Origin of the sequence: Geomonas edaphica, from assembly GCF_004917075.1 — a bacterium.
GTDB classification, from domain to species: domain Bacteria; phylum Desulfobacterota; class Desulfuromonadia; order Geobacterales; family Geobacteraceae; genus Geomonas; species Geomonas edaphica.
The window spans coordinates 1,171,032-1,191,496 of sequence record NZ_SSYB01000001.1; the positions used below are offsets into that span (position 1 = coordinate 1,171,032).

Annotated in this window: 21 protein-coding genes; 9 read left to right on the forward strand and 12 right to left on the reverse strand. The window is 62.2% G+C overall.

Annotation, left to right across the window (positions count from 1 at the left end; translation table 11 throughout):
- Window positions 1-15: 15 nt before the first annotated feature.
- The 5 genes from E8K79_RS05115 to ybaK all read right to left on the reverse strand — a co-directional run bounded on the left by E8K79_RS05115 (window position 16) and on the right by ybaK (window position 5,572).
- Window positions 16-1,452 carry a sigma-54-dependent transcriptional regulator gene (locus tag E8K79_RS05115; RefSeq protein ID WP_136513758.1) on the reverse strand — a complete coding sequence of 479 codons (1,437 nt, stop codon included), beginning with the start codon at window positions 1,450-1,452 and terminating at the stop codon, window positions 16-18.
- 233 nt (window positions 1,453-1,685) lie between these two features.
- Window positions 1,686-2,771, reverse strand: coding sequence for a two-component system sensor histidine kinase NtrB (locus E8K79_RS05120; protein ID WP_129126420.1), 1,086 nt, complete (start codon window positions 2,769-2,771; stop codon window positions 1,686-1,688).
- Entirely contained in the window at window positions 2,764-3,729 is a 966-nt protein-coding gene (dusB, locus tag E8K79_RS05125) for a tRNA dihydrouridine synthase DusB (RefSeq protein ID WP_136513759.1), read from the reverse strand. The genes E8K79_RS05120 and dusB overlap by 8 nt, the downstream gene beginning before the upstream one ends.
- Window positions 3,730-4,241: 512 nt before the next feature.
- The gene (locus E8K79_RS05130) at window positions 4,242-5,087 is read right to left on the reverse strand and encodes an SIR2 family NAD-dependent protein deacylase (RefSeq protein WP_246043724.1); all 846 of its coding nucleotides are present in this window, start codon (window positions 5,085-5,087) and stop codon (window positions 4,242-4,244) included.
- Window positions 5,088-5,089: 2 nt separating this feature from the next.
- Complete coding sequence (ybaK, locus tag E8K79_RS05135; RefSeq protein WP_136513760.1) at window positions 5,090-5,572, reverse strand: Cys-tRNA(Pro) deacylase; 483 nt, start codon at window positions 5,570-5,572, stop codon at window positions 5,090-5,092.
- Window positions 5,573-5,734: 162 nt separating this feature from the next.
- Here ybaK and E8K79_RS05140 point away from each other — a divergent pair, with 162 nt between their 5' ends.
- The 9 genes from E8K79_RS05140 to E8K79_RS05180 all read left to right on the forward strand — a co-directional run bounded on the left by E8K79_RS05140 (window position 5,735) and on the right by E8K79_RS05180 (window position 13,595).
- Complete coding sequence (locus E8K79_RS05140) at window positions 5,735-6,106, forward strand: response regulator (protein WP_246038156.1); 372 nt, start codon at window positions 5,735-5,737, stop codon at window positions 6,104-6,106.
- Between the two features lie 2 nt (window positions 6,107-6,108).
- Complete coding sequence (locus E8K79_RS05145) at window positions 6,109-6,621, forward strand: YkgJ family cysteine cluster protein (protein WP_135871331.1); 513 nt, start codon at window positions 6,109-6,111, stop codon at window positions 6,619-6,621.
- Between the two features lie 98 nt (window positions 6,622-6,719).
- On the forward strand, window positions 6,720-6,977 hold the full coding sequence (locus E8K79_RS05150) for a TIGR03905 family TSCPD domain-containing protein (protein ID WP_129126426.1): 258 nt from the start codon (window positions 6,720-6,722) through the stop codon (window positions 6,975-6,977).
- Between the two features lie 11 nt (window positions 6,978-6,988).
- A complete protein-coding gene (locus tag E8K79_RS05155; protein ID WP_135871329.1) occupies window positions 6,989-7,219 on the forward strand; it encodes a hypothetical protein in 231 nt (76 codons plus the stop codon).
- Between the two features lie 341 nt (window positions 7,220-7,560).
- Window positions 7,561-8,331: an enoyl-ACP reductase FabI gene (locus tag E8K79_RS05160; RefSeq protein WP_136513762.1), complete on the forward strand. Its 771-nt coding sequence runs from the start codon at window positions 7,561-7,563 to the stop codon at window positions 8,329-8,331.
- A gap of 57 nt (window positions 8,332-8,388) precedes the next feature.
- Window positions 8,389-10,047: a GTPase HflX gene (hflX, locus tag E8K79_RS05165; protein WP_246043725.1), complete on the forward strand. Its 1,659-nt coding sequence runs from the start codon at window positions 8,389-8,391 to the stop codon at window positions 10,045-10,047.
- A gap of 44 nt (window positions 10,048-10,091) precedes the next feature.
- On the forward strand, window positions 10,092-10,709 hold the full coding sequence (locus E8K79_RS05170; protein WP_135871324.1) for a trimeric intracellular cation channel family protein: 618 nt from the start codon (window positions 10,092-10,094) through the stop codon (window positions 10,707-10,709).
- 3 nt (window positions 10,710-10,712) lie between these two features.
- The gene (locus tag E8K79_RS05175) at window positions 10,713-11,168 is read left to right on the forward strand and encodes an NUDIX domain-containing protein (protein ID WP_136513764.1); all 456 of its coding nucleotides are present in this window, start codon (window positions 10,713-10,715) and stop codon (window positions 11,166-11,168) included.
- A 246-nt stretch (window positions 11,169-11,414) separates the two neighbouring features.
- Window positions 11,415-13,595, forward strand: coding sequence for a methyl-accepting chemotaxis protein (locus tag E8K79_RS05180; protein WP_136513765.1), 2,181 nt, complete (start codon window positions 11,415-11,417; stop codon window positions 13,593-13,595).
- Between the two features lie 72 nt (window positions 13,596-13,667).
- Here E8K79_RS05180 and rtcA read toward each other — a convergent pair whose 3' ends face one another.
- The 7 genes from rtcA to E8K79_RS05215 all read right to left on the reverse strand — a co-directional run bounded on the left by rtcA (window position 13,668) and on the right by E8K79_RS05215 (window position 20,437).
- Complete coding sequence (gene rtcA / locus E8K79_RS05185; RefSeq protein WP_136513766.1) at window positions 13,668-14,717, reverse strand: RNA 3'-terminal phosphate cyclase; 1,050 nt, start codon at window positions 14,715-14,717, stop codon at window positions 13,668-13,670.
- A gap of 343 nt (window positions 14,718-15,060) precedes the next feature.
- Window positions 15,061-16,233, reverse strand: a complete 1,173-nt coding sequence (locus tag E8K79_RS05190) for a 6-phosphofructokinase (protein WP_136513767.1) — start codon at window positions 16,231-16,233, stop codon at window positions 15,061-15,063.
- Between the two features lie 95 nt (window positions 16,234-16,328).
- Window positions 16,329-16,619 carry a hypothetical protein gene (locus E8K79_RS05195; protein WP_136513768.1) on the reverse strand — a complete coding sequence of 97 codons (291 nt, stop codon included), beginning with the start codon at window positions 16,617-16,619 and terminating at the stop codon, window positions 16,329-16,331.
- Window positions 16,616-17,083 carry a DUF2889 domain-containing protein gene (locus E8K79_RS05200; protein ID WP_136513769.1) on the reverse strand — a complete coding sequence of 156 codons (468 nt, stop codon included), beginning with the start codon at window positions 17,081-17,083 and terminating at the stop codon, window positions 16,616-16,618. Before E8K79_RS05200 ends, E8K79_RS05195 begins: the two co-directional genes overlap by 4 nt.
- Window positions 17,084-17,208: 125 nt before the next feature.
- On the reverse strand, window positions 17,209-18,366 hold the full coding sequence (locus E8K79_RS05205; protein ID WP_136513770.1) for an acyl-CoA dehydrogenase family protein: 1,158 nt from the start codon (window positions 18,364-18,366) through the stop codon (window positions 17,209-17,211).
- Between the two features lie 26 nt (window positions 18,367-18,392).
- Window positions 18,393-19,238 (reverse strand): 3-hydroxybutyryl-CoA dehydrogenase, encoded by an 846-nt coding sequence (locus E8K79_RS05210; protein WP_136513771.1) that lies wholly within the window; start codon window positions 19,236-19,238, stop codon window positions 18,393-18,395.
- Window positions 19,239-19,252: 14 nt separating this feature from the next.
- The gene (locus E8K79_RS05215; RefSeq protein ID WP_136513772.1) at window positions 19,253-20,437 is read right to left on the reverse strand and encodes a thiolase family protein; all 1,185 of its coding nucleotides are present in this window, start codon (window positions 20,435-20,437) and stop codon (window positions 19,253-19,255) included.
- Window positions 20,438-20,465 lie beyond the last annotated feature (28 nt).

Below are 20,465 nucleotides of genomic sequence, written 5' to 3' on the forward strand. Positions count from 1 at the left end.
GGTTACTCTTTATTGCTAATCCTTGCGCAGCTCGATACCGAGCTCGGTGATCTTCTTTCTCAGGGTGTTGCGGTTGATGCCGAGTATGTCAGCGGCCTTAACCTGGTTGCCGCGTGTCTTCTCCAGCACGAAACGGATCAGCGGGCGCTCCACCTGCTCCAGCACCATGGCGTGCACGTCGCCGCTCTCCATCTTCTCCATGTTGGTGAAACAGGTACGCAGCTTAAGATCGACGATCCCTTCAAGCGACAGCTCTTCCCCCTTCCCTTCGCTTGGACGGCTCCTGAGCCCGGGAAAATCGGAGGCGACCAGCAGCGGGTCCGGCGAGAGGATCACGGCCCTCTTGATGGTGTTCTCCAGCTCGCGGATGTTGCCGGGCCAGTTGTAGCCGGTGAGAAGCTTCACGGCGTCGGCGGAGCAGCGCTTGAGCGGTGCCTCGAGCTCGGCGCAGATCTTGTTCAGGAAGTACTGCACGAGGAGCGGGATGTCATCCTTGCGGTCGCGCAGCGGCACGAGCTGGATCGGGATCACGTTAAGGCGGTAGTAGAGGTCCTCGCGGAACTGCTTGTTCCTGACGGACTCCTCGAGATCCTGGTTGGTCGCCGCGACGACGCGCACGTCGACCGGGATGCTCTGGTTGCCGCCGGTCCTCGTTATCTCGCGCTCCTGCAGCACCCTGAGTATCTTCGCCTGCAGGTCGATGGGCATGTCGCCGATCTCGTCGAGGAAGATGGTCCCGCCGTTGGCCTGTTCGAACTTGCCTAGCTTGCGCTCGGTGGCGCCGGTGAAGGCCCCTTTCTCGAAGCCGAAGAGCTCGCTCTCCAGAAGCTCCTTCGGGATGGCGGCGCAGTTGAGCGGCACGAACGGCTTACCCAGCCGTTTGGAGTTGTAGTGGATGGCGCGGGCGATGAGCTCCTTGCCGGTGCCGGACTCACCCTGCACCAGCACGGTGACGTCGGAGGGGGCCACCTTGCCGATGGTCTTGTACACCTCGCGCATGGCGGGAGAGTTGCCGATGATGGTCTTCTCGAGCTGGTAGCGGTCCGCGAGCTCTTCCTTAAGGAGGGAGACCTGCGAGGTCATCTCGCGGGCCCGGCTCACTTTCTCCACCACCGCGTCGACGACGCTCAGGTCGAAGGGCTTGGTGAGGTAGTCGTAGGCGCCGCGCTTCATCGCCTCGACGGCGTTTTTCATGCTCGCCTCGGCGGTCATGATCACCACCATGAGGTCGGCGCGCTCCTCCTTGACCCGGTCCAAAAGCTCGAGGCCGGTCACCCCCGGCATCTTGATGTCGATGAGCGCCAGGTCGTAGTTGTTGTCCTTGATGAGTTTGAGCGCCTCGTTGCCGTCTTTTGCGAGCTCGACGTTGAAGCCTTTCTTTTTCAGGGCCTTGGAAAGGACCCAGCGCATGCTCTCTTCGTCATCAGCCACGAGGATGTTGTTAATGGACATGGAAACTCCTAAAGACCGTTCAACGTTCAAGGTTCCACGTTCTAGGTGAAAACTCGAAGCAGCGCTGCTTCTAACCAGACGCACACAAGAAACGTAAAGCGGGTCGAAAGTGAAAAAGTCATTTCACGCTCCCCGTCAAAAGCGACATTGCTCTCAACGTGGAACGTAAAACGCGGAAGTAGAATTAACGTCTCAGCCTTCTGTCAACGTTGAACGTTGAACGCTGAACGTTTTCATTGAATGAGCGGCAGCATCACCGTGAAGACGGTGCCACGCGCGGGGTCGGAATCGACACGGATCATGCCCCGATGCTCGGAGACGATCTTCTGGCAGATGGCGAGCCCCAGACCGGTCCCCTGCGACTTGGTGGTGAAAAACGGCGTGAACATGTCCTTCAGGACGTCCGGCGGGATGCCTGGGCCGTTGTCGGAGATGTCGATGGCGACCATGCGCGCACGCCGCTCTCCCTTCTGGGTCATGGCGTAGTCGGCAAGCACACGGCTCGTCACCTTTACCACGCCGCCGGTCCCGACGGCCTCCATAGCGTTCTTGATCAGGTTCAAGAAGAGCTGGGTAAGTAGGGACTCGTCGCCCAGAATCGGGGGGATACTCGGGTCGAAATACTGCTGCAGGTAGAGTTCCTTCCCTTCGCAGGCGTTTTTCTGCAGCAGCACGATGTCGGAGAGCACCCGATGCAGGTTCACCTTCCCAAGCTTCAGCCGTCCCGGCGAGGCAAGCCCCAGAAGCTCCTCGACGATCAGGTTGACGCGATGCACTTCCTTCAACATGACCCGCACGTATTCGCGCAGGTCCTCGTTGTCGGGAAACTCCATCTCGAGGAGCTGGGCCGCCCCCTTGATCCCGCCGAGCGGGTTCTTGATCTCGTGGGCAAGTCCAGCGGCCAAGGCCCCGAGGGACGAAAGACGGTCCGCCTGGCGTACCGCGCTCTCAAGCTCCCGCACGTTGGTCAGGTCACGCAAAAGAACTACCGTGCCGATCCTCTCGCCGCAGGAGCTAAGTAGCGGAGAGGTGCTCGTGCCTACCGGGGTCACCCTCCCGGAGCGCTTCAGCACGATGTTCTCGTGGTCGGCGACGGACATCCCGGTCGCCACCGTCTTCGCCACCAGTTCGTTAAGGGCGGCATCGTCCTTGAAGATATCGCTGAACAGGTTCCCCATCGCCTGGCGCTTCGAGACGCCGGCCAGTTCCTCCGCAGCGGGGTTCATGAGGGTCACCGCGCCGGTGTTGTCCAGCACGATGACGCCGTCGCCCACACTGTCGACCACGTTCGCGTAATAGTTCTCCAGCCGCTCAGCCATTAAAGAACTCCTCCATCGCCCCGACAAGTTCGGCAGCAGTTTCGATCCGGTTCACCGCAGCACGAAACTGCGCGGCGCCCGGAAGCCCCTTGGAGTACCACGACAGATGCTTGCGCATCTCCATCAGGGCCACTCTGCCCCCTGCAAACTCGGCGAAGAGTTCAAAATGCCTACGGGCCAGCGCGAGTCGTTCCGCCACCGTCGGCGGCACCGGCTCTTCACCTGCCAAAAGCGCGAGCGCCTCGCGGAAAAGCCAGGGGTTCCCCATCGCGCCGCGGGCCACCATGACCGCGTCGCAGCCGGTCTTTTCAAGCATGCGGACCACGTCGTCCGCGCTGAAGAGGTCGCCGCTGCCGATCACCGGGATGGTAAGGGTGCTCTTCAGCTCGCCGATCTTGTCCCAGTTGGCCGTTCCCTCGAACATCTGGGCCCGGCTTCTCGGGTGCAGGGTGATGGCGTCGCCCCCCTCTTCCTGGGCGATCCTGCCGACCTCGAGGAAGGTGTCATCGCCGCAGACCCATCCGGTGCGGATCTTTATGGTGAAGGGAAGCGCGGTCGCCTTGCGCACGCTTCTTACGATGCGCGCAACCTTGAGCGGATCCTTCATGAGCGCGCTGCCGGCACCGGTACCGACGACCTTCTTGACCGGACATCCCATGTTGATGTCGATCAACTCGCCGTACCCCTCGACAAGACGCGCAGCCTCGGCCAGCATCTCGGGTTCGTCGCCGAAGAGCTGCATCCCGATGGGACGGTCTTCGGGGGTGGTCTTCAACAGTTCGAAACTCTTTTGTCCTTCACGGGTTAGGCCGTTCACGCTGACCATCTCGGTGAAGGTGAGCGAAGCCCCCTCCCCGCGCGCGATGATGCGCATGGGAAGATTGGTGATACCGGCCATGGGGGCCAGAAATACCCGATTCTTCAAGGTAAGGGAGCCGATGGCCACCGTCTTTTGCATATCTTAAAACTTCCTCGTCTGCCTAAAAATTGTGCATACTAACAACTAAGAATTTAAAACGCAAGGGTTTTTTATGATGGGCGTATACGGAAAAAAGCGGGTTGAGCAGCCGAAAATGGAAATGGATGATTGGCCAGGGTGAGGGTGTGCCAGCAAGAGCAAATCCCCCCTGCCTCGCTGTCGAAAAGGATCTTCAGGCAATTGGAAAACAGCACCTTACGAAGCGCTGCAGGAGCCCCAGCGTTCCCCCCTTTGCGAAGGGGGGCAGGGGGGATTTGTCTTGGTCAGACCATACAACCTCCTGCAGCCACAGCCATCGCGAACGCTGTATTTAAATAAAACAACGCACTTACTCACTTCCTTGAGGGAATCAACTGTGGGACAAAAGCAAATCCCCCCCGTCCCCCCTTCGCAAAGGGGGGAGCGTCAGGGCCTAAGTGCAGCGCTTCGTAGGCAGCTGCACTTCGCGTTCCCCAGAACTTCCTGACGGACCTTCACAAAAGGGGGAGTGATCAGCCGCGTGCGCCTCGTAGCGCATACTCGATACCGGAGAGCCCTTCGAGCGCCCCACAGGGAAGAGAGAGGTGAGGTCTTTGGATCTGCGGCTCGCGCGGGTTGATGCGGATAACGCGCGCGCCGGAAAGCGAGCCGATCCGCTCGCTCGCGGCGCGGACGGTGGGGATCGCGTTACCGGCGCCCAGCTCCACGACAACGATGCGCCTTCCAGACTGGCGGGAGAGAAACTGCCGGAAGCGCTCCTCTTGGCGTCTCGTGCGCTCCCCCACCCAGGCGTAGTCGCCGAACATGAGGATGTTCGGGCGCGCGGCGCTGCCGCAGCGGGGGCAAAGCGGGATGTGGTCCGAGCACATTGTCGCTTCGTCGATGCGGAAGGTCTCGCGGTTGTCCCAGATGCGCTCCGAGCAGGGACGCGTGCACTGCAGGTGGTGGATTGAACCGTGGAATTCAAGGAGATTCTCTTCGGCAAAGCCCGCCTTCTGGAACTGCCCATCCACGTTGGAGGTGGCGACGAAGAGATCGAGCCGGTAACGAGCGGCCCACTCGAGAAGCAGTGCGAAACCGGCGTGGGGAACGGTGTCCCGGTAGAGGTTGGTGCGGTGCCCGTAAAAGCCCCATCCGAAAGCGGGATCGTGTTCGAAGTGATCGGGGTTGGCGGCGTCGACGAAACTGATGCCGAGCCTTTGGTAGAGTGGGTAGGCGCGCCAGAAGCCTGTGTCCCCCCGGAAATCCGGAAGGCCGGAATCGACTCCCATGCCGGCCCCGGCGGTGACCACCAAGGCCTGGGCAGCGGCGAGGAACGCGGCACCTTCCCGGAAGGCTGCGGCGAAACCGCCTCCCACGGCTAGATCCCCACCTTTACCGTTACCGGTTTCAGTACCCGTACCAGTTCGACGGGAGGCATGGAAACGAGGAAACCGCGGTGTCCACCATTTATATAGATAAGCGGCAGCTCGAGGATCGTTTCCTCGACGTAGACCGGCATCTGCTTCCGGGTCCCGAAGGGGGAGGTCCCCCCCACCATGTACCCGGAATGGCGGTTTGCGGTGTCGGGGGTGCACGGAGCGACACTCTTGGCGCCGATGGCGCGCGCAAGCTCCTTGGTTGAGACCTGGCGGTCGCCGTGCATCAGCACCACCAGCGGGGCCTTGCTCTCGTCTTCCATAATGAGGGTCTTGATGACGCAGTGCTCCTCCACGCCCAACTCACGCGCAGAGACGGCGGTGCCCCCCTTCTCCTCGTATTGATACGGATGCTCGCCGAATGACACTCCGGCCTGTCGCAAAACCCGGATGGCGGCGGTCACCGGCAACTTCACCTTGGCCATTTAGTTCTCCTTCAGCAGATTTGATAGCTTTATTAAAAAAGTCGCTTGCCAGTTCCTAACATACCGGCTATAGATTAATAGCACGTCTCCGCCATCTTAACAACGGGCTAACCAGGGTAACTTACTATGGGAAATGAATCGCGAGGGGCCAAAGTATTAGTCATGGACGACGACGAAATGGTGAGATTCGTCGCGGGTGAAACTCTCAAACGTTACGGTTTCGAAGTCGAGTTCGCCAATGACGGTGCGCAGGCCGTCGAACTGTACCGCGAACGGCACCAATCAGGGGACGCCTTCGCAGCCGTGATCCTGGACCTGAACATCCCGGGCGGCATGGGTGGGCAGGAGGCGATGAAACTCCTGCTGGATATCGACCCGGACGCCAAGGGTTACGTCTCAAGCGGCCGCACCGATGATCCCGTGATGATGAATTACCAGAGCTTCGGCTTCAGCGGCACCATCGAAAAACCATACTTCTACCTGAACAAGCAGCTCATGGAAGATTTCAGCAAGAGCCTGCGCGGCACCGAGTGAGCATGACCGGACTTGCGAACTACCGCGCCCTGGTCGCGCGCGTGGACGAGTTGTGCGACCGTACCTTCTCTGCCCTTGGTGACCACATCGCCTGTCGTGCCGGATGCGACGCATGCTGCCGCCATCTATCCATCTTCGCCGTCGAGGCCGCCGCGCTTAGAGAGGCGCTCCGTGAACTTCCCCCGGAAAAAGCCGCACTGATCCGTTCGAAGGCCGCACGCTCGGACGAAAACTCCCCCTGCCCGCTGCTCCACGACGGTCTCTGTCTTCTCTATAACGCGCGCCCGATCATCTGCCGCACCCACGGTCTGCCGCTTCTGCTCGAACGCGAAGGCGAAAGGTCGGTCGACTTCTGCCCCGAAAACTTCCAGGGGCTTCCCAGCATCCCCGGAAGTGCGGTCATCGACCTGGAACGGCTGAACACCATGCTCGCCACCGTCAACGCGCTATTTTTACAAGAACATCCGGGCCCGGAACGGCTCACCCTTGCCGAAGCGCTGACTATCCCCGATTGACATTTCCCCTAAGTTGGGCATATATGGCCGGGGCTAAGATGCGCCGCGCGCGTCGCCGTGCATATAAAATTTGTGCTGTAAAAGGAGAGGCAACAGAGATGAAGGTAAGCTACAAGACTTCCGGGAGCTGCGCTTCCCGCATAGACATAGAGATCGAAGACGGCGTCATCGTCTCGACCCATTTCGTGGACGGCTGCGCCGGCAACACCCAGGCGGTGGCAGCACTCGTTCGCGGCATGGCGGTAACCGAGGCCATCGAGCGCCTCAAGGGGATCGCCTGCCAGGGCGACACATCCTGCCCGGACCAGCTCGCCCGGGCATTGGAGCAGGCACAATGCAGCACCATCCCTTCCTAAACGGGGGCCCTATGGAAATCTTCGGCGGATTCATGATGATGATGAGCATCATCGGCTTCTTCCTGGTCGTGATCTGGTTCATCCTCCCCTTCGTGATCTTCAACATCAAGGGGCGGGTGGACCGCGCTGTCGCCATGCTGGAAGATATGGACCGGCGCCTGAAATCGATCGAGCAGTCCGTGCGGGAGACCCGCGAGGCGACCATCGAGAAAGAAGAAGATTCGATCAACCGGCAACTGTAGCGGCTACGGGACCGACGCCTCCCGTTTATCCTCCTTCCCCCTCCCCCTCCCGGCCTTCGCCCACATGGGCTGCGGTCCGCCGGCGGGTCTACGCCCACCGCAGGGCTTCGGTCCGCCAGCCCGGCTTCGCCCGAAGGCGGGGCTGGTGCTTGTATATCTCCTGAATCGCTACGACACCTACGTCAGGCACTCCTCCACAGCGGCAGCACTCCGCCGCGGCTTCCTTAAGAAACAGTCATATCGCTTGCCAACCCCCGCTTTTTTCATTATTATGGGCCGCTATACGTTCGCCCACAGAGTAGAGAAGTCTAATCTGCCGCGCGATATTGCAAGGAGAGTTCATGGGTTTACTGGAAGGGAAAAAGGCGCTCATCTTCGGAGTCGCCAACGACAAGAGCATCGCCTGGGCCACGGCGGAGGCGATGCACCGCGAGGGAGCCGAGATAGCCCTCGCCTACGCGGGCGAGGCGGTCGCCAAGAGGGTGGCGCCGCTCGCGGAAAAATTGGACTGCAAACTGGTTCTTCCCTGCGACGTGCGCAGCGACGAGGAACTTTCCCGCCTGTTCGGCGAGATCCGCGAGGCATGGGGGGGGCTCGACATCCTGGTCCACTCCGTCGCCTTCGCAAACAAAGAGGAACTGAAAGGCTCCTTCCTGAACACCACCCGCGAGGGCTTCCAAACCGCACTCGACATCAGCACCTACTCGCTGATCGCCATGGCGCGCGAAGCGGCCCCGCTCATGCAGGGACGCGACGGCAGCATCGTCGCCATGACCTACTACGGCGCGCAGAAGGTTTTCCCGAGCTACAACGTCATGGGGGTCGCCAAGGCGGCTCTCGAGGCGACGGTGCGCTACCTCGCCGAGGCGATGGGCCCGGACGGCACCAGGGTGAACGGGGTCTCCGCCGGTCCCCTGAGGACGCTCGCCTCCGCCGGCATCGGCGGTTTCGGCCAGATCGCCGGCCACGTGGCGGACAAGGCGCCGCTTAGGCGCAACATCTCCCAGGAGGAGGTCGGCAACTCCGTCCTCTACCTCGCCAGCCCGCTCGCAAGTGGGGTCACCGGCGAGATCCATTTCGTCGACTGCGGCTACAACATCATCGGAATGTAGCGGAGGCGCGCCATCAAAGGACTGCACGGTAATCTGACAGGACTAAAAGCAAGCCAGGTGAAGAGGCTCGAGAGGCTGTACCGCCGCAGGGTCAAGCCGGGCGAGGTGATCTCGCTGGAGCTCGCCCGCGAGCTCTCCGACATCTCGCTGGAAATCAGGCGCCAACTGGGCGTCCTCATAAGCCGCATCGGCGAGGTCGCCTATGTAGTGGTCGGGGACGAGCGGGGCATCATGATCCCCGCCCTCGACGAATATCCGCTCGGCAGAAGGCTTCTGCGCGGGGTGCGCCTCGTGCACACGCACCTTAAGGGTGAGACGCTCACCGACGATGATCTCACCGACCTCTCGCTTTTAAGACTGGACCTGATCGCCGCGCTGCAGCTCACCCAGAACCCGGACCGCTTCTCAATCCAGACCGCGGCGCTCACCCCGGCCAACGGCGGCACCCTCCCCTACCACGTGGAGGCCTCGGTACCGTTCCAGAAGTTCGACCTCGATTTCCGCAGCTTCGTGGAGACCCTCGAACAGACCATGGAGCGCGGCCTCAAGGAAGGTAAGGTGGTGGGGACCGGCGAGGAGCGCGGCATCCTCATCTCTGTCACCCAGCGCCCGCTCGAGGAGGCAGTCGACTCCGTAGAGGAGCTGAAGGAACTCGCCCGTACCGCCGGGGTGGGCGTCCTTGATACCGTCATCCAGCGGCCCAAGGAGTTCAACCCGCGCTACCTCCTGGGCGAAGGGAAGATCCGCGAGGTGGTTATCAAGGCACTGCAGTTCGGCGCGACCATGCTCGTCTTCGACCAGGAACTCTCCCCGACCCAGGTCCGCTCCATCTCGGAGCTCACCGAACTGAAAGTCATCGACCGCAGCCAGCTCATCTTAGACATCTTCGCCCGGCGCGCCACAACGCAGGACGGCAAGGTCCAGGTGGAACTCGCGCAGTTAAAGTACCTGATGCCGCGACTCTCCGGGCGCGGCGTGCAGATGTCGCGGCTCATGGGGGGGATAGGCGGGCGCGGCCCCGGTGAGACCAAGCTGGAGATCGACCGCCGCCGCATCCGCGACCGGATCGCGCACCTCGAGCGCGAGCTGAAGGAGCTCTCCAACGGTCGCTACCAGCGGCGCCAGAAAAGGGTGAAGGCTGGGATCCCCATCATCTCCATCGTGGGGTACACGAACGCGGGCAAGTCGACCCTGCTGAACACGATGACGAAAAGCGAGGTCTTCACCGAGGACCTCCTCTTCGCCACACTGGACACCTCCTCGCGCCGCCTGCGCTTCCCGATGGACCGCGAGGTGATCATCACCGACACGGTCGGTTTCATAAGGAGCCTCCCGAAGTCGCTCATGGGGGCCTTCAAGGCGACCCTGGAGGAGTTGAAGGACGCGGATCTTCTCATTCATCTCGTCGACTGCTCAAACCCGCGCATGGAGGAGCAGATAAACCAGGTGAACACCATCCTGGGCGAGCTGGAGTTGAGCCAGAAGCCGATGCTGCTCGTCTTCAACAAGATGGACCTCCTCCCCGAGCTGAAAAAGGGAGATCCCCTCGCCTTCATGAAGGTGCGGCAGCTAACGCGCAAGTACGGCGCGATCACCATAAGCGCCGCGGACCGCAAGAGCCTCGAGCCACTCATGAAGGAGTTGCAGCACCGTTTCTGGCATGACGTCGAGGACTACCAGGCGCCCGGGCAGCACGACGAGGAGCCTGAGGAGTAGCCCAAGCGCAGCGCCGTAAATTCCGAAGGAGAACCGCTCTTTACATGGACCAGCAAGCGATCATCTACGCCCTCGACCTCCTGGGGACCGTCGCCTTCGCCGCCTCCGGCGCACTTGCCGGCGTGCGCCGCGGCATGGACCTCCTGGGCGTCATCGTCCTAGGCATCGTCACCGCCACCGGTGGCGGCGTCATCCGCGACGTGCTATTGAACGACACTCCCCCCTTCTGCTTCAAAAACGAGCTCTACCTCTACCTCGCCGTCGCCGCCTCGGTGATCGTCTTCATGACCCCCACGAGCTTCGAAAGGATGAACCGGGCCATGCTCCTTCTGGACGCACTCGGCCTCGGCACCTTCCTCGTCATCGGCACCTCCAAGGCGCTCCATTTCAACCTGGGGCTCATGGGGGCGATCATCATGGGGGTGATGACAGCTACCTGCGGGGGGCTCGTGCGTGACACGCTCAGTAACGAGATCCCGCTCATCCTGCAGCGCGAGATCTACGCCTCGGCCTGCGTGGTCGGCGGGGCCCTCTTCTATTTCCTGCACCACACAGCCGTCCCCACTCCTGTCAACTTGACCGTCTCGGCCGTCACCGTGATCGCCATCAGGGTTACCGCCATCGTCAAGGGGTGGCAGTTGCCGCGCGGGCAGGCGTTCTAGCCGGTGGCGAAGCGAAGCGCCGGACTGATCATGTACCGCTTTCGCGAAGGAAGGGCGGAACTGCTCCTCGTGCACCCCGGCGGCCCGTTCTGGGCCAAAAAGGACGCGGGCGCCTGGAGCATCCCCAAGGGGGAGTACCTGGAAGGAGAAGATCCTCTCGCGGCGGCACAACGAGAATTCCTCGAGGAAACCGGACTCGCAGCAACCGGCCCCTTTCTGGAACTGGCCGGGATCAAACAGGCCGGGGGGAAACTGGTGCAGGCATGGGCTTTCACCGGCGACTGCGATCCGGAACGCATCGTCAGCAACACCTTCACCATGAAGTGGCCGCCCCGCTCCGGAAAAGAAGCCACCTTCCCGGAAGTCGACCGCGCCGGATGGTTCGACTTCGCCGCCGCAAGAGAGAAGATACTCCCCAGCCAGCTCCCCCTGATCGACCAGCTCGTCACCCTCATCTGACCCCATTTCCTTTCAAGTCGCTGCAGCCAATCTTATAAAACAAGAACCTCCTGAAATAAAACCGATCCTCTTCGTCGCTTGCACATTTTTTCCTTACTTATTTTGTCGTATACACTCAAGTCGCCAACAACACTGACGATAGGTATAGACAGTTTGCCACTTGAAGAGTTTTCTTTGCCATAGCCACCCGGTCATTTTTTGTACAAGACAGCGCAAATAAACGGAAAAGTAGAACAGGAGAAAGGTATGAAGATCCAGGACATGAAGATCGGTGTACGACTGAGCGTCGGTTTCGGCATTATCCTTCTGCTGCTCCTTGCCATCGGTGCCATCAGCGTCTTCGGCATGCTCAGAATGGACCGCGGCATGGAAACCATCGTCAAGAAGGACTATGCCAAGATCAAGCTGGCCAACGAGGCCACGAAGAACGTAACCGCGATCGTCTCAAGCATCCAGAGCATGGTCCTCGCTTCCGACCCGGCCGCACGACGGGAGGAGAACAAGAAGATCGAGCTCACGCGGCAACAGTACAAAACTGCGATGGACCAGCTGGAAAAGCTGGAACAGACCGAGCAGGGGAAGGCGCTGATCGCAAAGGCTAAGCAGTCGCTTGACAACGCCCGCAAGGCGAATAACCAGGCCATCGATCTCGCCATGGCGGGGGAAAGCACCCGCGCGGCGACCACCTTCGACAAGGAAGGGGCGCCCCTTTGTGCCGCCATACAGGGCGCCTTCAACGAACTGGTCAAATACCAGGAACAGGGGATCGACGATCGCTACCTGGCTGCGGTCAAGGTTTCCTCCAGCGCCCGCACCTTTGCCGTTTCGCTCGCCTTTCTCGCCATCGCCATCGGTAGCCTGATCGCCTTTTGCATCACCCGCAGCATAAGCCGTCCGGTGGCCGCCCTGTCGGCCTGCGCCGACCGCCTGGCGCTCGGTGATGTCGAGGTGGTAATCGACACCGAGGGCAAAGACGAGATCGCCACGCTGGCGCGCTCCTTCAGGAACATGGCGGACAACATAAAGGAGGCGTCCCTCGCTGCCGAACGGGTGGCGCACGGAGACCTCACCGTACAGGTCAGCCAGAAGTCGGAGCACGACCTGATGGGCAAGAACCTCTCCGTCATGATCGCCACCATCGGCAGGATGAGCGTGGCGATGAACGATTTGATCCAGGCGGTACGCGAAGGGAAACTGGCGGCGCGCGGCGACGCGGCCCAGTTTCAGGGGGCGTGGGGCGAGCTCATCGCCGGGCAGAACAGACTCATCGAGGCGTTCGTCCAGCCGATCGACGTCACCTCCCGTAACCTCGAGCGCATCTCCAAGGGTGACATCCCCGAGAAGATCACTGAGACCTACTACGGCGACTTCAACGACATCAAGCACAGTCTGAACCTGCTGATCGACGCGAACAACGACGCAACGAGGCTCGCCGGCGAGATCGCCGACGGCAACCTTCTCCTCGAGGTGAAGCAGCGCTCGGAGAACGACGGGCTGATGCAGGCACTCTCCAACATGGTGCAGAACCTGACCCGCGTGGTGCGCGACGTAAAGCATGCCGCCGACAACGTGACCACCGGCAGCCAGGAGTTGAGCGCCACCTCGGAGCAGATGTCGCAGGGGGCAAGCGAGCAGGCGGCGAGCGCCGAGGAGGCGAGCGCCTCGATGGAGCAGATGACCTCGAACATCCGCCAGAACGCGGACAACTCGATGCAGACCGAGAAGATCGCGGTGAAATCTGCCGGCGATGCGAGCGAAAGCGGCAAGGCGGTGGCGAGAACGGTGGCGGCCATGAAGGAGATCGCGTCCAAGACCTCGATCATAGAGGAGATCGCGCGTCAGACGAACCTGCTCGCCTTGAACGCGGCTATCGAGGCGGCGCGCGCCGGGGAACACGGCAAGGGTTTCGCGGTGGTGGCGAGCGAGGTGAGAAAGCTCGCCGAGCGTAGCCAGAAGGCGGCCGGGGAGATAGGCGATCTGTCGCTCACCTCGGTGGAGGTGGCCGAACACGCCGGGAACCTGTTGCAGGCGCTCGTACCGGACATCCACCGGACCGCGGAACTAGTGCAGGAAATCTCGGCTGCGTGCAAGGAACAGGACTCCGGAGCGGAGCAGATCAACCGCGCCATCCAGCAACTGGACCAGGTAATCCAGCAAAACGCCGGTGCCTCCGAGGAGATGGCGTCAACCGCGGAAGAACTCGCCTCCCAGGCGGAACAGCTGCAGACCACCATCGCCTTCTTCAAGGTGGGCGCGGGGGGAGAACAGCAGGTCAGAAGACCGGGGACCGCGAAGCAGCAGGCGCCTCGGAAGGAGAACACGCAGAAGCTCACGCGCGCAGGTATCCAGGTGCGGGAGTACCCGGGGGTAAGCCTCGACATGGCGGCCAACGAAAGTCTGCTGCAGGCGGGGTTCGAGAGGTACTAGAGGAGAGTCTGCGAGAGATCATCACCACGTGAGAACAAAAGAAAAAGCGGCCGGGAGGCCGCCTTTTCTCGTTCAATCCCTCGGGACTGTCGGGGTGATGGTCACCGTCCCGGGCTCCCCCTCGCGGCCGTCGATGCTGCTTGCAAGCTCCAGGAAGAGGCCGGCGACGCTCAGGTTGGTGGTGAGGTGCCTGGTGATGCGCGAGGTGCGGAACACCGACCTCCCGTGGGCACGGGCGAGGTAGATGATGAGTTGGTCGGCCAGGTGCGGGTCGATGGGCGCCCCGTTTTCGTGGTGTGCCAGAAACTCCAGCGCGGCCTCGCTCCCCACCTGTTCCGCCGGTTTTCCACGTTCGCCGAGCGCAGTGAAGCCTGCGGTGCCATGCTCGTACTCTCCCTTGATGAAGAGGAAGGTCCCCTGCCCGAACACCTGCGGCTCGATCACTTCGATGTCCATGGGAATGCCACGCTCCACCTTCCCGCGCATGACCAATAGCGCGGACTGCAGCTGCCGGTCCGCGATGCTCCTCGCAAGGTTTCCCACCGCCGAGACGATGCGGATGCCGGTCAACTTTCCTCTTTCCGTAGAGGTCATGGGAGCCTGCTCAACCTCCGGTTCCACGGTACAGCCGATCCGCCCTCCCCCTTTGGGATAGAAACCGAAGGAGCGTGAAAGCGGCTCGCCCCTAACGCCGAGCGCTGTGATGGAGGGCCAGAATATCTCGGAGAAATAGTGCCAGGAAGGGCTGAAGGGGACGTGGGTGCCGCCGGTCACCATGACGCGGCTTGTCTTTCGTGCCGAGGCAAGCGGCGGGATCAAGGTCTGCAGCACCAGGGTCGCCGCACCTGCCGTCCCGATGTCGAAGCTGTATTCTCCCGGCGCGATGCCGTCGGGAAGGAAGCTCAGTTCGGGAGAGCCTAGGCGGTCACCGGCGACGTTGGCCGAGGCGATGCGCGCCGCCGCCTGTACCGCCATCAGGTGCTGGCGCATAAGGCCGGACTTCTCGCGGTTCTTTCTGATGTTGAAGATGCGAAAGCCCTGGCCGGTCAGACAGGCAAGGCTCAGCGCGCTCCTGAGCACCTGCCCTCCACCCTCCCCCATACTCCCGTCTATCTCGATCATCGCGCACCTTCTCAGTAAACGTTCATCCGGGAATTCCGGGTCGGCAAAAAAGTGTGTCCACGAAGCGTAGCAGGTGCCGAAGCGCTCCCCCCTTTGCGAAGGGGGGACGGGGGGGATTTGCTTTTGTCCCACAGTTGATTTCCTTCAGGACGAGAGCGCAACGGTTGTTCGGCATCTGTAATTTATTCAACGGGTGGGCGCTATGGCCGTGTCAGCAGGTGCTTGTGTGATCCGGCGAAGGCTAAATCCCCCCTGCCCCCCCTTCGCAAAGGGGGGAACGTGATGCCATGCTAACTGCTTCGAGAATAAGACAGACGTTCCTTCCCGGTATTTCTGTAGACCCTCAGTAAAGGAACATCGGTTTTCCCAGCACGTGCCGCACCTTGGGACGGTACTCAGTGGTGTCGTACAGCTCAGCTACGTCCACCCGCTTCTCCCCCTGCATGATGGTGCTGATCGGGATGTGCCGGTAGGTCCCCCCCTGCATGGCGACCATGCGCCCGGACATCCCCTCGCCGATGAGATCCATGGTCATGTTGGCGTAGTTGTACGCGACCATGAGGTCGAGCGAGTCCGGCGCTCCGCTGCGCATGAGATAAGAGAGCTGCTGGTAGATAATGTGGGAGCCGGTGAGTTTTTTGACTGCCTCACTCACCACGACGCCGATCCCGCCGAGTTTCTTGTGGCCGTAGGCGTCCTCCTGGCCATACTCAATGATCTGCCCCCCCACCATGGAGGCCCCTTCCGAGATGGTCACCATGGCGTAGTTGCTCCGGTTCCCCTTTTTGTCCTCCTGCAAAAGCGCGGAGAGCCGCTCGATATCGAAGGGGACCTCGGAGATGAGCGCGCGGTCTACGCCGGCCAGGTAAGCCGAGATGAGCGAGGTTTCCCCGGAATTGCGCCCGAAGAGCTCGACCACCGCGATGCGTTCGTGGGAACCGGCGCTCGTGCGCAGGTTGTGGATGAAGTTGACGCTCCTCGTCACCGCGGTGGAAAAACCGATGCAGTAATCGGTGCCGAAGACGTCGTTGTCCATGGTCTTCGGTATCGCCACGATGGGAACCCCCTCGCGGTTAAGCCGTTCGGCGTAGCTTAGTGTGTCATCGCCCCCGATCGGGATCAGCGCATCGATCCCCAGGTGCTCCAGGTTTTTCAGGATGTGGGGGGTGAAATCATGGTGGCCGGGTGCGGCGGGGTCGAAATCGGCGCCGCGTAGAAAAGCGGGGACGTCGGCCGTCGCCACCTTGCCCGGGTTGGTGCGGCTCGTATGCAGGAAGGTGCCGCCGGTGCGGTCGACGGTGCGCACCTCTTGGCGGTCAAGTGGGATGATCGTCTTTTCCCAAGACTCCGGGTCGTCGCGATCGTAGGCCAAAAGGCCGCCCCAGCCGCGCCGGATGCCGATGACGCGGTACCCCTTTTCCGAGGCCCGGGTCACCAGGGTCTTCAGCGCCGGGTTGAGTCCCGGCACGTCGCCGCCACCGGTTAGTACGCCTATCGTCTTCTGCCTTTCTCCCATGGCACGCTCCTTTAATGATATCGGTTAAAAAACCTTCACATTGTACCGGAGCGGCCTTCCTTTTCAAGAAAGTACCGGGGTGGCGGCGGGGCTTGTCAGGTGGTGAGGTAGTAGGTGATCTCGTTATGGCCGACCAGGAGTTCGAGTCCGAGCAGGGATGGTGCGTCGCAAGGGGTGGCGCCGTAGCGCTCGAGGAGGTCCATGGCGTGACGGGCGCACTCCGGGGTGAAAAAGAGTTCCAAAGCCCCTTCCGACTCACAGCGGAAAAGGGCCATGGTGCGCGGGCCGCCCGCGGCGCGGAAGGCCGCCGTGAAATCGTCCTTCACCCGGGCGGGCACCCCGGCAGCAACCTCATCAGGTAAAAGCGTCAGCAGGTACCAGTTCATGCGGCGTCCCCTTTGCGCCCGGCAGGAGGGGTCACGTAGCCGGCGCAGGTGCCGACCAGTTTCGCGTGTATGGCGTCCATCATCTCACTCTCGTCGGTCACCCCGGCGGCGGCAGCCAAATTAAGGGCGAGCGGGAGTAGTCCCATGAGGACGGTGCGCAGGTTGCCGCACCCGTGCGAGCCCCCAAAGACGTCGGAGAGCTTGCGCTGCAGGCCGCGGCCGATGACGAATCCGTTCAAACCGGTCATTTTAGCCGTGGCGTTGCAGCAGTCGCACGTCGGGGACTTGCGGAACTCTGCCCACGCCGAGAGGATCTTCAGGGTCGCCACCTCGACCTTCACCTCGATGACCAGGTCGTGGAAGCGATCTTTCATGGTCGCGGCGAGCAGCGCCGTGCCGTCGTTTTGTTTAAGCAAGCGGTAGGAGATGTCCCGCTGGAAATCCTCCATGGGGTTAAGCTGCATGTTTTTGCCCTTTACACGTGAGTAATTTGGTGGCCGGAAGCACTCCGGCGCCGTCCGGGAGTGTCGCTGGTTGGGCGGTAGAAGTCAAGGGAAACGTGGCGCTTTATAACGCGAGGAGCAAGGCGTCAGGAGAGGCCGTCCAGGATGGCGCGGGAGATGATGAGGCGCTGGATCTCGCTCGTCCCCTCGTAGATCGAGGTGACCCGAACGTCACGGGCGTAGCGCTCGACGGGGAAGTCGCCCAGGTAACCGTAGCCGCCGAGCATCTGTACCGCCTTATAGCACGCCCGGTTGGCGGCTTCGGTGGCGTAGAGCTTTGCCATGGATGCCTCTTTTGCGAAACTCTTTCCCGCCTCGTTACGGTAGGCGGCCTGCATGAGCAGAAGGCGCGCGGCCTCGAGTTCTGTGTAGGCGTCGGCGATCATGAAGCGGATCGCCTCGAACTTGGAGATCTTCTGGCCGAACTGGGACCTTTGCGCGGCATACGAGGTGGCAAAATCCATCGCGGCAAGGCCAATGCCGAGGGCGAGCGACCCGATGCCGATGCGGCCGCCGGCTAGTTCCCCTACCGCCACCCTGAAGCCCCGGTTCAGCTCGCCCATCAGGGCGGACGCCGGTATCCTGCACGCCTCGAAGGTAACGCTGCAGGTCGCCGAGGCGCGCTGGCCACTTTTATCCTCCTCCTTCCCGATGATGAGGCCCGGAGTCCCGGACTCCACGAGGAAGCAGCTGATCCCCTCCCCCCTGGGGGCGTCCCGGTCGGTGACCGCCCAGACCACGAAGACGCCGGCGTAGGGGGCGCTGGTGATGAAGGCCTTGGTGCCGTCGAGGATGAAGTGGTCGCCGTCGCGGCGCGCGGTGGTCACCATGGCGGCAGGGTCGGACCCGGCGCCGGGTTCGGTGAGGGCGAAGCTTGCGGCGATGCAGTCGCCTGAGCAGATGCAGGGGATGTAGCGTTCCTTCTGCTCCTGCGAGCCGATTGCCTCGATCACCTCGCAGACCATGTTGTTGACCGAGACGGTGACCGCGGTCGAGGCGCAAGCGCGGGCGATCTCGGTCATGGCGACGGAAAATGCGACGGCGCCCGTCTCGGAACCGCCGTAGGTCGCAGAAACGTCCAGCCCCATGAAACCCAGTTGGGCCAGTTTTTTCAGGTTCGCGACGAAGGCGGGACGGTCCCCATCCCGGTCGAGCTTGGCCGCCAGCGGCGCCAGTTCGGCGGCGGCGAAGGCACGCGCCGTGTCGCGGATGAGCCGCTGTTCTTCGGTGAGCTCAAGAAACATGGTGGAGACTCCGTTGACGGGAGGGACTAGTAGCGGTAGAAGCCCCGGCCCGATTTCCGTCCGAGGTAACCCGCGTCGACCATCTGCACCAGCAGGGGACAAGGGCGGTATTTCGGGTCCTTGAAGCCGTCGTAGAGGACGTTGCCGATGGCGAGCACGGTATCGAGCCCGATAAAGTCGGCAAGTTGCAGTGGCCCCATCGGCTGGTTGGTTCCAAGCTTCATGCCGCGGTCGATGTCCTCCGCCGAGGCGATCCCCTCGTAAAGGGCGAACGCCGCCTCGTTGATCATCGGAATGAGGATGCGGTTTACGATGAAGCCGGGGTAGTCTTTTGAGGTCGCCATCTCCTTCCCGAGGAAGGCGACCGCCTCCGCGACGGCCTGGAAGGTCTCCTCGCTGGTGGCGATGCCGCGGATCACCTCGACCAGGGTCATAACCGGCACGGGGTTCATGAAGTGCATGCCGATGACGCGGTCCGGACGCGCGGTCGCCGCAGCGATTCTCGTGATGGAGATGGAGGAGGTGTTGGAGGCTAGAATGGCGTGCTCGGTGGCGATGGCGTCCAGGGTGCGGAAGAGCTCCAGCTTGAGCGGCTCGTTTTCGGTGGCCGCTTCCACGATCAGTTCGCAGGCACCGAACTCATCCAGCGAAGAAGCGACCGTGATGCGTGCAAGGATTTCGTCGATGCCGGCGTCGAAGACGACACCTTTTTTCGCCTGGCGCTCGAGGTTCTGCGCGATGCCGGCAAGCCCCTTGGCCGCCTGCGCCGGGGAGGGATCGTAGGCGACGACCCGGCAGCCGTTTTGGGCGAAGACGTGCGCTATGCCGCTTCCCATCTGGCCGATGCCGGCCACACCCACTGTCTTGAACATGCTCCCCTCCGTCCCTACACCCGCTCTAAAATGGCGGCCACCGCCTCGCCGCCGCCGATGCAGAGCGAGGCGAGGCCGTAACGCTTGCCGCTACTTTGAAGCTCGCGCACCAGGGTCGCGGCGAGCCTCCCGCCGCTTGCACCGATCGGGTGCCCGAGGGCACAGGCCCCGCCGTTCACGTTCACCTTCTTCATGTCGAGCCCAAGCTCACGGATCGCGATCAGCGGCACGGCGGCAAAGGCCTCGTTGATCTCGAAAAGATCTATCTCGTCCGGGTCGATCCCGGCCCGCGTGCAGACCGCCTTGATGGCGCCGACCGGCGCGTCGGTGTACTGGTCGGGATGCAGGCTGCAGGTGGCATACGCAACGAGACGCGCCTTCGGTCTCAACCGGTAACGCTCGACCGCCTCGGCACCGGCCAGGAGCGCGAAGGCCGCACCGTCGTTGATGGTCGAGGCGTTCCCGGCAGTGATGGTGGCGCCGTCACGGCCGAAAGCGGGTTTCAGGTCGGCGATCGTCGCTATGTCGACCCGGAACGGCTCCTCGTCCTCGCTCACCGTTTCCCTGCCATGGCCGTGCTTTCCCTTCTTCACCACCGGGACGATCTCATCGGCAAAGATCCCTTCTGACACCGCTTCCTGGGCAAGCTGGTAGGAGCGGAGCGCGAACTCGTCCTGCGCCTCGCGCCCGAGGGCGTGCCGTTTTACCGCCTCCTCGGCGATCTCCCCCATGTGACGCCCCGAGTAGGGGTCCTGGAGGCCATCGTACAGCATCAAATCGAGCAGTTGCCCGTGCCCCATCCGGTAGCCGTAACGGGCCTTCTTGAGGGCGAAGGGAGCCTGCGACATGCTCTCCATGCCACCGGCGATGGCCACCTCTGCGTCGCCGAGCATGATGGAGCCGGCCGCCAGCATGATCGCCTTCAGGCCGCTGCCGCACACCTTGTTGATGGTCATGGCGTGGGTGCTGTCGGGAATCCCCGCCCGGCGCATCGCCTGCCTTGCCGGGGCCTGTCCGCACCCGCCTGTGAGGACCTGCCCCGCGATGACCTCGTCCACGGCCGCGGGCTCCAGAGCGCTCCGTTCGAGAAGCGCCTGCATTACCGTTCCCGCCAGGGCATGCGCCTCCAGCTCGGAGAGGACTCCTCCGAAGGAGCCGAACGGCGTCCTCAACGCCTCGACGACAAACACATCTCTCATGCCCCCTCCCCACGCGTCAGTTACTCTG

Excerpts from the sequence above, each read along its gene's own strand:
- E8K79_RS05115 (WP_136513758.1), bottom strand. The coding sequence starts at position 1,452 with ATGTCCATTAACAACATCCTCGTGGCTGATGACGAAGAGAGCATGCGC.
- E8K79_RS05120 (WP_129126420.1), bottom strand. The coding sequence starts at position 2,771 with ATGGCTGAGCGGCTGGAGAACTATTACGCGAACGTGGTCGACAGTGTG.
- dusB (WP_136513759.1), bottom strand. The coding sequence starts at position 3,729 with ATGCAAAAGACGGTGGCCATCGGCTCCCTTACCTTGAAGAATCGGGTA.
- ybaK (WP_136513760.1), bottom strand. The coding sequence starts at position 5,572 with ATGGCCAAGGTGAAGTTGCCGGTGACCGCCGCCATCCGGGTTTTGCGA.
- E8K79_RS05140 (WP_246038156.1), top strand. The coding sequence starts at position 5,735 with ATGGACGACGACGAAATGGTGAGATTCGTCGCGGGTGAAACTCTCAAA.
- E8K79_RS05145 (WP_135871331.1), top strand. The coding sequence starts at position 6,109 with ATGACCGGACTTGCGAACTACCGCGCCCTGGTCGCGCGCGTGGACGAG.
- E8K79_RS05150 (WP_129126426.1), top strand. The coding sequence starts at position 6,720 with ATGAAGGTAAGCTACAAGACTTCCGGGAGCTGCGCTTCCCGCATAGAC.
- E8K79_RS05155 (WP_135871329.1), top strand. The coding sequence starts at position 6,989 with ATGGAAATCTTCGGCGGATTCATGATGATGATGAGCATCATCGGCTTC.
- E8K79_RS05160 (WP_136513762.1), top strand. The coding sequence starts at position 7,561 with ATGGGTTTACTGGAAGGGAAAAAGGCGCTCATCTTCGGAGTCGCCAAC.
- E8K79_RS05170 (WP_135871324.1), top strand. The coding sequence starts at position 10,092 with ATGGACCAGCAAGCGATCATCTACGCCCTCGACCTCCTGGGGACCGTC.
- E8K79_RS05180 (WP_136513765.1), top strand. The coding sequence starts at position 11,415 with ATGAAGATCCAGGACATGAAGATCGGTGTACGACTGAGCGTCGGTTTC.
- rtcA (WP_136513766.1), bottom strand. The coding sequence starts at position 14,717 with ATGATCGAGATAGACGGGAGTATGGGGGAGGGTGGAGGGCAGGTGCTC.
- E8K79_RS05190 (WP_136513767.1), bottom strand. The coding sequence starts at position 16,233 with ATGGGAGAAAGGCAGAAGACGATAGGCGTACTAACCGGTGGCGGCGAC.
- E8K79_RS05195 (WP_136513768.1), bottom strand. The coding sequence starts at position 16,619 with ATGAACTGGTACCTGCTGACGCTTTTACCTGATGAGGTTGCTGCCGGG.
- E8K79_RS05200 (WP_136513769.1), bottom strand. The coding sequence starts at position 17,083 with ATGCAGCTTAACCCCATGGAGGATTTCCAGCGGGACATCTCCTACCGC.
- E8K79_RS05205 (WP_136513770.1), bottom strand. The coding sequence starts at position 18,366 with ATGTTTCTTGAGCTCACCGAAGAACAGCGGCTCATCCGCGACACGGCG.
- E8K79_RS05210 (WP_136513771.1), bottom strand. The coding sequence starts at position 19,238 with ATGTTCAAGACAGTGGGTGTGGCCGGCATCGGCCAGATGGGAAGCGGC.
- E8K79_RS05215 (WP_136513772.1), bottom strand. The coding sequence starts at position 20,437 with ATGAGAGATGTGTTTGTCGTCGAGGCGTTGAGGACGCCGTTCGGCTCC.